The organism is Spirulina sp. LEGE 11439 (genome assembly GCF_059821285.1).
Map to the genome: position 1 here is coordinate 88170 of NZ_JCAMRX010000007.1, position 14022 is coordinate 102191.

General features: G+C 47.6%; 11 protein-coding genes. 6 read left to right on the forward strand and 5 right to left on the reverse strand.

Annotation, left to right across the window (positions count from 1 at the left end; genetic code table 11):
* Window positions 1-19: 19 nt before the first annotated feature.
* Window positions 20-583 (reverse strand): hypothetical protein, encoded by a 564-nt coding sequence (locus tag AC6RV6_RS07245; RefSeq protein WP_500240008.1) that lies wholly within the window; start codon window positions 581-583, stop codon window positions 20-22.
* A 136-nt stretch (window positions 584-719) separates the two neighbouring features.
* Between AC6RV6_RS07245 and AC6RV6_RS07250 the strand changes: the two genes are divergently transcribed.
* Complete coding sequence (locus AC6RV6_RS07250) at window positions 720-4433, forward strand: CHAT domain-containing protein (RefSeq protein ID WP_500240011.1); 3714 nt, start codon at window positions 720-722, stop codon at window positions 4431-4433.
* On the opposite strand, the gene AC6RV6_RS07255 is transcribed toward AC6RV6_RS07250, so the two are convergent.
* The 4 genes from AC6RV6_RS07255 to AC6RV6_RS07270 all read right to left on the reverse strand — a co-directional run bounded on the left by AC6RV6_RS07255 (window position 4378) and on the right by AC6RV6_RS07270 (window position 8227).
* Complete coding sequence (locus AC6RV6_RS07255) at window positions 4378-4941, reverse strand: hypothetical protein (protein ID WP_500240013.1); 564 nt, start codon at window positions 4939-4941, stop codon at window positions 4378-4380. The two genes, AC6RV6_RS07250 and AC6RV6_RS07255, sit on opposite strands and share 56 nt — an antisense overlap.
* A 136-nt stretch (window positions 4942-5077) precedes the next feature.
* The gene (locus AC6RV6_RS07260; protein ID WP_500240015.1) at window positions 5078-6766 is read right to left on the reverse strand and encodes a hypothetical protein; all 1689 of its coding nucleotides are present in this window, start codon (window positions 6764-6766) and stop codon (window positions 5078-5080) included.
* A 15-nt stretch (window positions 6767-6781) separates the two neighbouring features.
* The gene (locus AC6RV6_RS07265) at window positions 6782-7534 is read right to left on the reverse strand and encodes a hypothetical protein (protein WP_500240017.1); all 753 of its coding nucleotides are present in this window, start codon (window positions 7532-7534) and stop codon (window positions 6782-6784) included.
* A gap of 381 nt (window positions 7535-7915) precedes the next feature.
* Window positions 7916-8227: a hypothetical protein gene (locus AC6RV6_RS07270; protein ID WP_500240019.1), complete on the reverse strand. Its 312-nt coding sequence runs from the start codon at window positions 8225-8227 to the stop codon at window positions 7916-7918.
* Window positions 8228-8252: 25 nt separating this feature from the next.
* On the opposite strand from AC6RV6_RS07270, the gene AC6RV6_RS07275 reads away from it, so the two are divergent.
* From AC6RV6_RS07275 to AC6RV6_RS07295, 5 genes are all read left to right on the forward strand, one after another.
* Window positions 8253-8669 (forward strand): hypothetical protein, encoded by a 417-nt coding sequence (locus tag AC6RV6_RS07275; protein WP_500240022.1) that lies wholly within the window; start codon window positions 8253-8255, stop codon window positions 8667-8669.
* Window positions 8670-8900: 231 nt separating this feature from the next.
* The gene (locus AC6RV6_RS07280) at window positions 8901-12395 is read left to right on the forward strand and encodes a hypothetical protein (RefSeq protein ID WP_500240024.1); all 3495 of its coding nucleotides are present in this window, start codon (window positions 8901-8903) and stop codon (window positions 12393-12395) included.
* Between the two features lie 170 nt (window positions 12396-12565).
* The gene (locus AC6RV6_RS07285) at window positions 12566-13411 is read left to right on the forward strand and encodes a DUF5131 family protein (RefSeq protein ID WP_500240027.1); all 846 of its coding nucleotides are present in this window, start codon (window positions 12566-12568) and stop codon (window positions 13409-13411) included.
* A gap of 35 nt (window positions 13412-13446) precedes the next feature.
* The gene (locus AC6RV6_RS07290; RefSeq protein ID WP_500240029.1) at window positions 13447-13668 is read left to right on the forward strand and encodes a helix-turn-helix domain-containing protein; all 222 of its coding nucleotides are present in this window, start codon (window positions 13447-13449) and stop codon (window positions 13666-13668) included.
* Window positions 13665-13937: a hypothetical protein gene (locus AC6RV6_RS07295; protein WP_500240031.1), complete on the forward strand. Its 273-nt coding sequence runs from the start codon at window positions 13665-13667 to the stop codon at window positions 13935-13937. The genes AC6RV6_RS07290 and AC6RV6_RS07295 overlap by 4 nt, the downstream gene beginning before the upstream one ends.
* Window positions 13938-14022 lie beyond the last annotated feature (85 nt).

Sequence of the window (14022 nt, forward strand, 5' to 3'; positions counted from 1 at the left end):
CGAGGGTATTCTATCACCTTTATTTTCTGCGACGCTTGGAGGCAACCGCCAATCCGCCACTGACAACAAGACCCAAAACAAAACCCGGCTCTGGTGCTTCCATAACAACGCGCTCGAAAGACAATTCGGAAATATTACGACCGGTGCCATCTAATGCAGTGTAACTAAATGCACCGAGCAACTGGTTATTAAATAATTCACTGATATTAATAGACGCAGTGAAAGCGTTCAGAGTAACAACACCTAAGCTCGCGCCGCCTAAATCAAAACCCTCAATTAAACCGTCACCCGGAATAACACTGAAGTCGTCGAGAACCAAAGTCGTGCTAAACGTGCCGATATTCTCAGCAAGACCATCAAAGTCAAATAAAACCGATTCTCCGTTTTCGATAGTGCCATTGTCGCCAATACCTAGCCCTCCCGAAGCAAAGTCAATCTCGCCAGAACCGCTAATATCAACGCCCAAGAGAGAAATCTCCGCTAAATCGTTAGTCTCTGAGAAATTAATAATAGTTGCTAATACAGGATTTACAAAAGATAATAAACCGAAAGTTAAAGACGCTGGTAGAATAACTTGACGCATTGCTTTATTTTTCTCCTAAAATATTTCAGTGAACCGACCCCACTTCACCCTATCAAAGCCACTCGAGAGATCCAAGAGCATCGCGTTAACTTCAGCGTTTATACTGGTATACCCGATCGCATCGACAATATCAGTATTGGCAACGCCCATCATTCCCGAAATAAACGGCACGGGGACTATGGTAAATATCAACGGGCAGCAGTTCGACATTAGCGGTGGCATTCTATCGGGGGATAGGCGCAATTTATTTCACAGCTTTGAGGAATTTGGGTTAGACAAGGGGCAAATCGCGAACTTCTTATCCGCTCCGAGCATCCATAATATTCTCGGTCGCGTGGTTGGCGGCGATCCTTCGGTAATTAACGGGTTAATTCAGGTAACGGGAGGCAATTCCAATTTATTCTTGATGAACCCGGCGGGCATTGTGTTCGGAGGCAATGCGAGTTTAAATGTACCGGGAGACTTTACGGCAACGACGGCCACTGGGATTGGGTTCGGGGACAACGGTTGGTTCGATGCCTTTGGAGATAATGATTATCAAAGTTTAATCGGCAATCCAACGCAATTCGTCTTCGACTTGGCAAACCCCACAACTATTATCAATCACGGCAATTTAACGGCGCAAAATCTCACGCTGTTAGGCGGCAGCGTTACCAGCACCGGGGTATTACACGGCAATAACATCATCATCTCAGCCGTGCCGGGGGAGAATTTAGTGCGCTTGAGCAAATCGGGGCATTTGCTACACCTCGAACTCCCTCGCGATCGCATTGCGCCTGATTTTTCAGCTTTGGACATTCCCAGATTATTAACGGGAGAGCCGAATGCGACAACTATTTCGGGAACGGTCGATGCCAGCAATCCCAACGGCATTGGCGGGCAAATCGCAGTGCTTGGCGAAACAATATCCATTAACGGACGCTTGAATGCGTCAGGGCGCAATGGTGGCGGCAATATCTGGATTGGCGGCGATTATTTGGGGCAAGGGGATTTACCGACGGCAAACGTTACCAACATCACCGATACTTCAATCATCCAAGCCGATGCAATTGCGGATGGCAATGGCGGGCGCATTATCATCTGGTCGGACAAAACCACCAACGCGGGCAATGCGTTCGTGTCGGCTCGCGGCGGTGTTAGCGGCGGCAATGGCGGCTTTATCGAAACATCTGGCAAAGAACAACTGATATTTACGGGCAATCCGAATCTAAAGGGAGAAATCGGGGGAACGTGGGTCTTAGATCCGAGGAATCTCATCATCACGTCAGGCAATCGAACGCTTGACGAATTAACATTGACCGAACTCGATCGCCTCGAGGCTCGCATCGGAATGCCCATCGGCAATGCCTCTTTTCGCACTCAAAGGAGTTTAGAGAACTCGTCGGCCGGCACGATATTCCTCATCGCCGAAGCCAATCTCGTCGCCATGCCGGAGAACCTCAGACTCCGCAGCAATCTCTACGCGCAAGCGAACGAAAGGGCTTACTTTAATAACCTAGACATGAATGGCAGCGCGACCATTATCGCCGAGAACTCGATTATTGCCGAAAACATTCGCACTCGCGGCGATTTAACAATAACTGCAGGAGCGATTGCAGCCGCTCGTCTCCAAACCCGAGGGGGCGATGTCAACCTCGAAACAACAGGAAATATCGCCATCAGCCGTATCGATACGCGGCACTCCAATCGCGATGGCGGCAATCTGAAAATTACCGGTAATCATATTGAAATTGGCATAATCGCAACCAATGGCGACGGCTTATTTCACGATGGCGGCGATGTTAGCATGACTTCAACAAATAACATCAAAATCCAAGAAATTTATACCCACGGTCATTATGCGGGCAATCTCGATATCCAAGCGACGGGTGAAGTGCAAATTTACGGAGGGATGCAAGGTATCGGGGTAAAAACCGGAAGCAATGTTAACATCTTCGCAAATCTCATCGGCACGACATCCTTGGATATCAAAGCGATGGGCTTTGATGGTAAAGCGGGAAATGTAAATCTTCACGGGCAAAACGGCGTAGCAACTTCGACGATTGCGGCAACCGCACCATTTGGACGAGGCGGCGATCTAGAAATCTCTGGAACGCCAATAAAAACAGGCAATATCTATACGGAAGGACAAATTACAGGCAATATCTTTTTTGAATCTCTGACTCGCATCGAAACCGGAACGATCCGAGGCGGCGATGTTACCCTCGCGGCGAGCGAGAATATTTTGGTCAACGGCATCATTGAGGCAACGAACTTAACCCTCGAAACCCAACACGGCAATATTGCGATCGCAGGAGAACGAGATTTTTGGGGAGAGCGGGCGAGTATTATCGTTCGAGATAACTTAAATATTACATCCCCCGAATTCATCATTGGAGATTTAACGGGTAGCGGAGCGGCAGCGTCTATCTGGTTTATCTGGGAAGGGGGAGGGGTCACGGAATTGACATCGATCGACAAACCTTTGACCGATACGACAACGCGAGCAATGCTGGCGGGGTGGCTGAACTATACGAGACGGGAAATGGCTGCAACGCCTATAATTTCCAGCGCACCCATTCAGGTGATAACGCCTCTCCCTATAGTTGGCTCAACAGACAATACGGCTTCGCTTCTCGCTGCAATTTCTGGAGAAGGTTTGTCAATTGAAGAAACTGCCGATGCACAAATTTTTACGTGGGGAACGACAAGCCTTTGGTTTCCCCAACACAACGCTTTGTCTTCTCCTCTTTCTCTCATTAACCAGAATAATTCTCCGAAAATTCTCGGTCGGCAAAATAATACGATCGCGCAATACGACCGCAAGCTCACTTTGCAAATTCAAGAGCATTTTGAAATTGAAACAGCAGAAATCATCGAACGAGAAGTTACGACCGTCAATATTCGAGAAATGTTGAGAGAAATTGAAGCAATTACGGCAAGAAGCCACGGAATCTTGTACGCGATGCTGTCGGAAAATGGTGTTGAACTGGCACTGATTCGAGAAGAGGCAGAACCCATTTTTAAAACTGTTGAAATTCCTTTAAAAACCCTAGAGAATATCGTCTACGATGCAAAACAAAGCGTCGTGGCTTTTAACGCTGACAATTTCCTACCGAGCAGCCAACAACTCTACGATATCCTCATTCGACCGATGGAATCAGAACTGCAAGAACTCGATGGTATCATCATCGCACCGGAGGGAATTCTCAGACTGCTTCCCTTTGCCGCACTGCACGATGGGGAACAATATCTTATCGAAAAATACAGTACCAGCTTGATTCCCAGCATCGCCTTATTCGATGCGTCGTATCGCAGTCTAGACAATGCAAAAGTTTTGGCAGTGGGAATCTCTGAGTTTAGCAAAGAACGGAAAGATTTACCGCATATCAAGGAAGAAATTGCAGCGATATCTTCCTATTTTACTACAGTGTCTTATTTTAATTCTGAAGCTACATTCAATAACTTTAAAAACCAATACGGCAGAACAGAAATCGCACACCTCGCCACTCATGCCAACGAATCTTCCCTACAACTTTGGGATGCGACAATTAACTTTGAAATAGCCAGAGAAATCCTGCAAACGCCCCTCGAACTTTTAATTCTCAGCGCTTGCCAAACGGGAACGGGAAAAACTGTCGAGCTGGGCTTTGCCGGGCTGGGTCTCGCGACGGGAGCGCGTTCGGTCGCGGGTTCGCTGTGGCAGGTCGGCGATCGCAGTACGGCTCGCATGATGGATCGCTTTTACTTTCATCTCAGTCAAGGCACGATGAAGAACGAAGCACTGCAATTGGCACAACAAGATATGCTGAAGGCTAATTTGTCCCCGGCGCATTGGGCGAGTTTTGTTCTCGTGGGAACTCCGTGGTAACGCCCGTGGACTCCGCCCACTCGATGATTTCCTCGGCTCTTCGGTTATTTGACACGAGCGAGGCATATCGTAAGGCTTCCCTCGGTAAAACAATGTAATTGGCGTAAATTTCGGCAATGGCTAAATTAACTTGCGGTGACGGTAGCAGTTCCTTTAATAATCTCAGGGCTTCGATGTAATATCCATTATCGCGATAGTATTCAATTTTGTTCTTACTTTTCTCGGCTTCGATGCAAATCCTACCTCGTTCGCCAGCCGATGGAACGATAAAACCCACACCACCCAATAGCGCATCTTGGCGATTCGATGGCAATCCCTTCGACGGCATGATGCTAACTTGGCAATAGCCGGAGGGTAATGATGGCGATCGCAATTCGTTGGTTTGACTCCGTCCCGTTGCAATCCTTCGTCCGTTGCAGGTGATGCGGTAATTATAGGGTGCTCCCGTATCCTGCCATTGGATTATTGGCGTATTAGTGAGAATGTGAGTACGCCGAGGCTCTGTCACTACAGTAATATTGTCAAACCACGTAATACTCGGCGAGCGCGAAGAACAGCGAAATCTGCCAGGGTCGCAATCAGAACTTGGACGAACTGAAGGAGCAAATAAGATAACATAAAATAACACACTAATAAAGAGAAGACTAAGCGTTTTTCGATTCAATAATACAATTATCATGAGTAGGGCGAGCGCGATCGGCGCTGTGGAGAATTCGCTGTCTGTATTTTAAGACTTTTTCGGAATTTTGTTTTGCGTAAATTTTCATTGCAAAACAATAACCAAATATAGGCGGTTCGATGTCCGCACCTTGCTTTATTTTATTTTCAAACACTTGAATTCCTATTAATAAATCTCGTTCTGCCAATTGCAAATTATCTTGTTGATAGCGCAGAATTCCTCGAAAAATATAGCAGCTTCCCCGTGCAAATTCATCATCTGTTGTTATTGATTCCAAGTTCAAGCAAATATCGAGCCATTTCAACGTCAATTCGATGCGATGAGAATCCTCGTAAATTTCTGGATAGCGAGCGAGGAGCGCTGTCAGCGATGCCATACCGTGGCGATCGCCTTTTCTAGCTGAGACTTCGTAGATGCGATAAGCTGCCTCGAGATTGCCCATATCTTCATACAATGTTCCTTGATTGTGCAAAGGCAACCCACTATTCCAAACCCAGCCTGCGGTACGATAGCGCCACATTGCTGCATCGAGTTGCCCTGCCTTCCTGAGTTCGTTGCCTTGGTTATTAATGAATCTTCCAAAGGGTTCGTCATAGCCCGTGAGTCTGAGGCCAAACAACCCGATAGGAACGAACGCGGGCAGAACGCAGGCAATAACAGCATATTTCAACCAACGGCGCTTGGGCTTGGAACGCTGCCGCTCCCAATACTGCACGCGAAAGGAGATACCGGGAAATTCGGCCTCCCATCGCTTCTTGAGGGCAAGCCTTGCCATACAAAATGCACGAAAATAATCCCTGCCTTTGAGGTTAGCTAAAAACTTTTCCAAGAAATATCGCGCCACCGGATCGGGAACTTCGCTGCGCCAGACGATCGCGGCGGGCAAGGGAATGCGATGGAGTGGGATAAGTTTCAAGCCATCGCAGGAGTTAAAGATAATCAATTCGAGTCCTTTGGTTTGTCCGAGCGCTTCGTCAAATTTCCCGATTTCCGTTCGCTCGCTGTCGATATTGATGCCATCACCTTCGCTGTGTCCGCAGTAGACGATGAGGTGATGCGGCTTTTGCAGGATCTGGCAAATTTCCTCAATGCTAGGCTTATTGAAAATGGTCAAGTTTCGTTTAAATTTCCTCGCCAGCAATTGGCAATCGTCATCCAACTGCAAATCCCTCGCTTCTCCTAAAATGCACAGCACTCGCTTAGCACGAGGAATCGGCGCGAGCAAGGGATACGAACGCGGACAATAAACAATTTGGTACTTGCCGAGAACGCCGTACTCGAAGAAGAGATGGGGAAGTAGGGAATCGTTGGGATCGATGCTTATATCCAAGCGTTTCGTACCCAATACAGCGATTTCGGCTTCGTGAGATTTGAAGGGTTCGCAATCGAGCCAGAGGTTGCATTGAGCGATGAGTTGGGCGAAGAGGGATTGGGTTTGTACGGCTCGCTTCGTTCCCACTACATTTTGCCTCGATATCGTAATGCGAGAGCTATAGTTCCCAGCTAGTCCGCAGCCCTGCCAAGTCTCAACAATTTCTTCAAGTTGTTCGGGATGCGGCAGTTGCCCGAGCAGAATACTTTCGCGATCGCCAACGATGAAAGAATATTCATAACCTTCTTTCGTAGCAAAAAATTGTAGTGTCACCCGCATCATTTAACGTCACTCCCATCAATAGGCAAAGCCTCTTCGATAAATCTCTTTCTTGCGCCAAATCTCTAGAAAGAATTGCTCGCCTTTGCTGACTTCAAATTCGAGAGGCAGCAAATCGTTATCGTCTTCCGCCGTCACGCAAGCCTTAACGGAGTTTCCTGATTTTAATACGAGTTGCAGGCCGGGTTCTAGATTTTCTTCAACATTCAAGGGAATGACAGAGATTTTCACAAATATTCCCGTTGCCCGACACCGAAGATCCATAATCAAATTACACCAATCGAAAACAGTTCTCGCTCGAGAGGCTTTCTCTTTGCTATTGCTGCGAACCGCCCACACCAAACCCATCTCTACTGGGCTTTGCCAATCTCCTTTATCTTTCAGCAGCAATTCGAGCTTCTCTAAATCCAATGGCAACGGTATATCTTTGGTTGCTTCCTTTTGTTGATTGCGATCGCAAAAATCGTGGAAGTTCTTGAGATCGAGGAGATAATCCAAAGTACATTTAGAATTATTCTCGAGTTCTGTACGGGTCGGCAGAATCTCAGCTTCGAGAAACCGCACAAGATGCCAATATTGCCAACCCATGAAATCCGATAAGCGCTCCAACGTCACATCCCGAGGGCGCGAGGCAAAGCGACCTTCATAAAGCATTCCACAGGTGTTGGGATTGATACCAGTCAATTTACTGATCGACTTAATCGGAGGATCGCCATTCTTGGCCAGCACCATACGCACGAGCCACTGCATCCGCATCCGATACTTATCCATTGCTTCCCTCCGTATTAATATCCATAAAAAAATCGCTACATTCGATCTTTTCCATAATAAACGTATTACAATACATCTTATCCAATACACATAAAAAGAGTTTCCGAGAGCTACCAACTCAACGGAAACAACAAAAAAATCAAATACTTATGTCATATTCTACCCAATCTTCGGTCAATTGGGCAAGGCCTTCCACGCCCAATTTCAAAAAAAGTTTCCTCGCACGTCCCTCGTGCGTCCCCACAAATCCTCACCGCATCCTTGCAACGTCCCTCGTGCATCCTTGCAAGGAAATGAAGACAAGCATTTCTAGAGGATTTAACAAATATTTACATGGGAATATCGCCACGAGTTCCCATCACAATCTTTCCGAGGAAATCCTTATCTCGCAAGGGTTTTCGGAATATTCACCTTGCCCGCCGAGGTGGAGTTTCGATGGATTTCCAAACGGACATCTCGGTGTGTTGAGGCAACGCGGACATCTCGCCATTCTGAGGTTTCCTCAGAATGCGTGTCCTCCTCAACACCCGTGTCCTCAGCTTTCCCACGTCCCGGCTCTTTTGGTGCGCGTTCCCTGTCTTGGTCAGCATTCCCTTGTGTCTTACGCCGACGCAGGGTCGCATCGCAATGTTCTTGCTGCGGACGTACTGGGTTGTTGCAAGGATGCAGTGCATCTCGAAGGCAGCCTGACATTGCAACAGCGTAGGTAGGAGAGGAGATGGCATTTGAAGAAATTCTCAATCGCTATAGGAACGGGCTGTTAACCCCCGCCGGAGCGTTGCACGAAGCAACCCTTGCGGCTTACCGAGGCAAACCCCGCTATTACGCGCCTAGCGTAGAACAGAGCATTCGAGAGACCCTTCAAACTGCCATTGGCGAGACAACCTTATCGAGAGCCAGATCCGCCTTGCGAAGGCAGGGATTGCTCCCTCTAGCACCGGAGCTAGGACGTAAGGAAGAAAGAGTTTTAGAGTACTTCCTCAAACTAACCGAAACTTCCAATCCCGCCGTTCTCCCACCGGATGGCGATATCGCAGAGCTTCTCGGTATTTCACCTCGCACCCTCGCGAGAGCCAAGAACAAGTTGCAATCGGTTTTTGACTTTCGCGATCGCGCAATCCAGCGCAAATCCTAACGGTGCTGTTGCCCTATTACTCCTCCATTGCAACCGAAGGAGTTCAGTAAAACTTATGGATTCGCAGCCTAATATGAAATATTTCAATTACTCGGAATACCACTATCTCTCTAGTTCTACGGGAGGTATCGAATGAGTCGATTTATTTACCACAACCGTCGCAATCCATGTCCGTCCTGTGGCTCAGTTTCGTCCAAGTGCAGATCGACCGCCGACGAGCTTTTACTCTGCATGACCTACGCCGATTGTGACGGAGACAATCGCGACTACAAATTTCTCAAGCCCAGCAAAGACGGACTTTGGGGCATTCACATCCCTAAATCCCAAGACAACTTCGACTCCGAGCTTGCCGCCAAGCGCCGCGAGGAGCGAGAAAAGCGCAAAGCCGAAGAGGAACGGCGGGAGCGAGAGTTACTCCAGCAAGCATTGCCGATTGACCGCAGAGCCAGTGAATTTCGGCAATTTCTCTTAAACCTGAAACTGGACAACGACCACCGCCAGAACCTTCGCGATCGCGGACTGACAGATACTCAAATTCAAGCCGGGTTATTCAAGAGCGTCGTGTCGGGGCAAAGAGTTAGCGCCCACCCATCCTTACCGGGGATACGCGAGGGACGTATTTGGTTCGGCAAGGAAGGCGATCGCGGTTTCTTATGTCCCGCAAGAGATGCCTTCGGGCGCATTGTTGGCACTCAGATTCGTCTCGATAACAGCGAGAATGGTCGCTATCGTTGGCTTAAGGGGCGTTTTAGCAGCCATTTGCCGAATGGGGAATTGCCAATAACCACGATCATTCCCAAGGCAGCAAAGATGTTTATCGCCCCCACCGAGACGATCGCCATTCCCGAAAATCTTCAAGGCATTCTCATTATTGAGGGCATTCTCAAGCCATTTGTTGCCGCTCATCGCTTCGAGGAGAAATATGCGGTCGTCGGTGCTACTGGGGGACTCTTCGGGGCATCCAAAGGGCAATTCAAGGAACAACTGAAATTGCTCTCGCAGCGCTTGGGAACGAAGGAAATTTTGTTCCCCGTGGATGCCGAAGCTGCCAGCAACAAGCACGTTTTTCAACGGGATTGCGAGACTATCGAGTTGCTACAAGAGTGGGGTTATACCGTTAAAGTTGGCGATTGGGGACAATGGCAAAACGAGAAACAACCGGACTTTGACGAACTGCTGGATTTAGCAGGGGTACGCTGGTGGGATGCAGGAGATTTTCTCGAATGCAATGCCAAGCAGAATTTCCTCGACTGGTTGCAAAAACAAATTGCCAAATTACCCCGAGGCTTCCGTAAGGGCTTCGGACAACATACCGACACGGGCAAGCGGCAAATTCAAGAGGCGTTTGAGAGCATTGAAGAACTGCATTATCCCTGTTCGTTGCCGAAACCCGAGGAGGTTGAGAAATTACCGAGGATTATCTTCGGGCAAGGCGTTGGTGAAGTCTCTCCAAAGGAGAATCGCCTGAATTTGTGGCGGGATTTGGAGAGCCTCGGCTGGCTGGAGCGCTACAAATTTATCCTCGATTCGTCGTGGATGGGGACGGGCAAGAGCCATGAAAGCGCCCTGCTCGAACTCGATCGCGCCCTGTACTTCGATGTCAACCATCGCAATGTCAGTACCTCAACCGTCCGCAATAATTTTTGCGACCTGCACCCCCGACTTCCCCACGGTCTGACCTGCAATCGCAAGAGGGAATTGGTTCACGCCGCACCCGATACACCAAAGCATCACTTAGTCGAACAAAGCAACTGCAAGTACGGTGATTTATTTTCGGAACTGAGCAAAAAAGGCTACAACTTCCACGCCGGAGGCGACAATCCTCTTTGTAACGGTTGCAACTTAAAAAATCTTTGTAAAAACCAAAGCGGCAGGGGTTACGGCTACAAGTTTCAACGCTCCAATACCCTCGCTCAAGCCAAGATTCGCCTCGCACCTCAAAGCGCACCCAGTCCAAGCGATTACGATTATTCCAACGTTACCGCCATTGTCGAAGAAGCCAATCGCAATCTCATCGGCACCAATACTCTCGATATCGGCTACGAACAATTGTTGGTGGAAATGGCATTGTTGGAAGCCAATGGATTTGACAAAATCATCAAGCCCATTCGCAAGAAACTAACCGAACTCGTCTACGGCAAGCAAGGAAAATGGGGCATCGGTCGCGATGAAATTGTTCCTCAGCCCACCGAGGATGTCATGGTGAAAATGCAGGTCGAGAACGCGATCGCCATCTTAGAGAGCATTCATGTCGGGCAAGCCGAAATTATCCTCGCTCCCGATCGCGTCGAGGTAGATAAAGCCGATTACAAGAAATTCAAAGGCGCGGTCAAGAGTGCCAATGCCTACTTCCAAGCCGAAGCCAAACGCGAAGCCCGCGAGCAAATCGAGGCATTTCCCACCAATGTTTTGCCGCACTTACTCAGAGCTTGGTACTTTGGCGAGGGTGCAGTGCGAATCAAATTTCACAATATTTCCGTGACGTACCGAGACGAGCGCTTTAGTAACGTTCTCAAGCATTGCAAAAATATACTGCTGTTGGATGCCACGCCTCACTACGAGCGCATCGGCTTGTTGCTGGACATCGACCCCGAGGAAATTCTGGAGATTCAAGAGGAACGCCCGAATCTGAGCAATTTAACAATCTATCAAACTTATATGGAAGGCTTGGGAACGCAGAATATCAGCGACCTTGCCAAGGGGCGAGTGGCCGCCTATCGCAATTGCAAGCGAGAGCATAATACCGACGCAAAATTCCTCGGGTTCAAGAAATGGCAGCAATGGCAAGAGGAAGAGGCGTGGTGGTTCAATCATAATGTCGGCTCTAATGAGTTCCAAGGGCAAACCGATTTAACGCTATTCGGCACGCCTTATTGCAATATCGGAGTGGTCGAGGACGAGCTATATGCTTTGTTAGGGAATCGGGGGGAAGGAAATCGGGAATCGGGAATCGGGAATCGTGGGGGAGCAGGGGATTTTCGGAGGGGAGAAGAAAGAATAAAAACTCAGAAAAATGAGGAACGGGGTGAAAACAAAGAAACTAACAAAACCAACGACTCCCAATTCTCTCAATACTACAACCGACTCTTGCAAATCCAGATTATCCAAGCCATCGGACGACCGCGATCGCATCGCTATCCCCAAGAGTCTTTCGAGATTGATTTCGTCGGCAAGTTGGATCTGGGATTTCTCAAAGACTACGGCATTAACACGGTCGAACGCCATGCCTTCGAGGTCTGCCCCGAAGCCGGAACCGAGCGTCAGGTTTCGCAGTTTGGCTTGTTGACCCTCATGCAGCAATGGCAGCAAGCGAGCGGAAAACTACCCACGCAAGCTGAGTTAGCCGAGTACGCAAAATCCCAAGGGTATTCGCTATCCGAACGTTATATTCGCAAGTTGGTCAAAAGTTTCAAGAACGCATCGGGGTCGGGATGGAAGACACTATCAAAAGCGGTACTCTCCCTATTAGATATTAAAAGCGATAGTACCGCTTTATCACCTCCAACTCCCTTAGAAGACGATGCTCTGCGCTGTTGGCTGGACTTGCCGATCGCCGAATTATTAGCAGAAATCATTGAACTCGCACGCACTGGAGACTTTGAATTGCTGATGGAAATTCTGGCTGAATCGTCAGTGCGAACGCGAGCGAGTATCTTAGGGCGAATCGCGGCTTTTTTCTGGCAAGATGATGCGAATTTAACCTTTGGGGTTTCGCCACCAAGCTAATTGCGACTCTAAATTTTTAAGAATATGAAGAATTTTCGAGTTGTTATTGAAACTCGATGGATTTCTCGTGCTTTGAAATATTTAAAAAATTATTTACATTTTAGTGTTGATTTACTTTGCAAATCTCGTTATTTCTGCTAGTATTAAACTAACTGTATGCAGGAGAAATTATGGTAGCAGCAGTGCAACTCTCTTTGATACCCGAACGGGAAATAATAGAGCTAAAAGATAATCGCAAGCTCTATATTATTCATAAAAGCACTAAAGCCAAATTCAATACGACTAATGAGAACGTTGATTGGGCATGGTGGACGTGGAATCCGGTGACTGGATGCTGGTGCGGATGCCTTTACTGTTACGCTCGAGACATTGCCAATCGCTTCTTTGAAACCGACTTCGAGCCGACATTTTATCCGAATCGATTGTTAGCGCCAAAAAACACTAAGCCATTCACGGCAGCGAAGATTGAAAGCGAAGCGAAGAAGCGCCGAGTCAGCCTTGAAGATGCTGAGATTTTTGCCAAGAATGTTTTCGTTTGTTCGATGGCAGATTTATTTGGCAAGTGGATTCCCGATGATTGGATATTGCAAGTGTTTAATGCAGTGAAACCATCACCCCAATGGAATTTTTTGTTCTTGACTAAATTCCCTCAAAGACTTCCAGAAATCCAAGAGAAACTGGGTTGCTTTCCCGACAACGTTTGGTTGGGGACTACGGTTGATACTCAGGCTCGCGTGGCGATCGCCGAGAAAGCCTTTGGGAATATTGAAGCCAAAGTGAAATGGCTGAGTATCGAACCCATGCTCGAACCTTTGGTTTTTCAAAGTTTAGAGATGTTCGACTTGATAGCGATCGGCGGGCAGAGTAAATCCACTCAAGTACCAGAGTTTCAGCCTGAATGGTCGTGGGTGGAAGCGTTAATGAATCAAGCCAGAGCCGCGAAGGTTTCGGTGTATTTCAAGGAGAATTTGCGGGCACGACCGAAGGAATTACCTTGGAAAATCAAAAACTCATAAAAATTCAATGCAGGTGAAAATAAACAATAAATATCATGTCAAAACAGCTAACTCTCGGACGCACGATTTTCAATGCACGTCGAGCCAAACAAATCACATATCGGGAATTCGCGAAAATTATTGGCATGGACTTTGTTTATTACTCCAAAATCGAAGGAGATCGCATTATTCCCGATAACAAAACATTACTAAAAATTGCCAAAGAATTAAACTTCGACGAACAAGAACTACAAAAACTTATCCCAGACCAACAATGAAACACCAACTCCACGGATTAAAAGGTAATGATCTCGTTGCCAAAAAGCAAAAGCTATTCCAAGAACTTCTGCCCGTACTCTGCCAAGAATGTAAAGCAGAGATAGACAGAGCCGCGCAGGTTACGCCGTCATTTTTCGCGAGTTTGGCGGTTAAGTATAAATTGCCATTTAAGGTGATTTTTGAGTTCTTTGAAGATTGTGGTTTGCTGCCCCAAGAAACTTACGAAAGTCTTGGAGTCAAGGCAGAGGATTTTGGGGTGATGTGGTGATGCGATAAAGAGCCAGTCACAAGCAATTCAAACGAGAAGATTAGGTGGAGAAGACTACGGACTCGGATTGTAGAAAATAAAATTC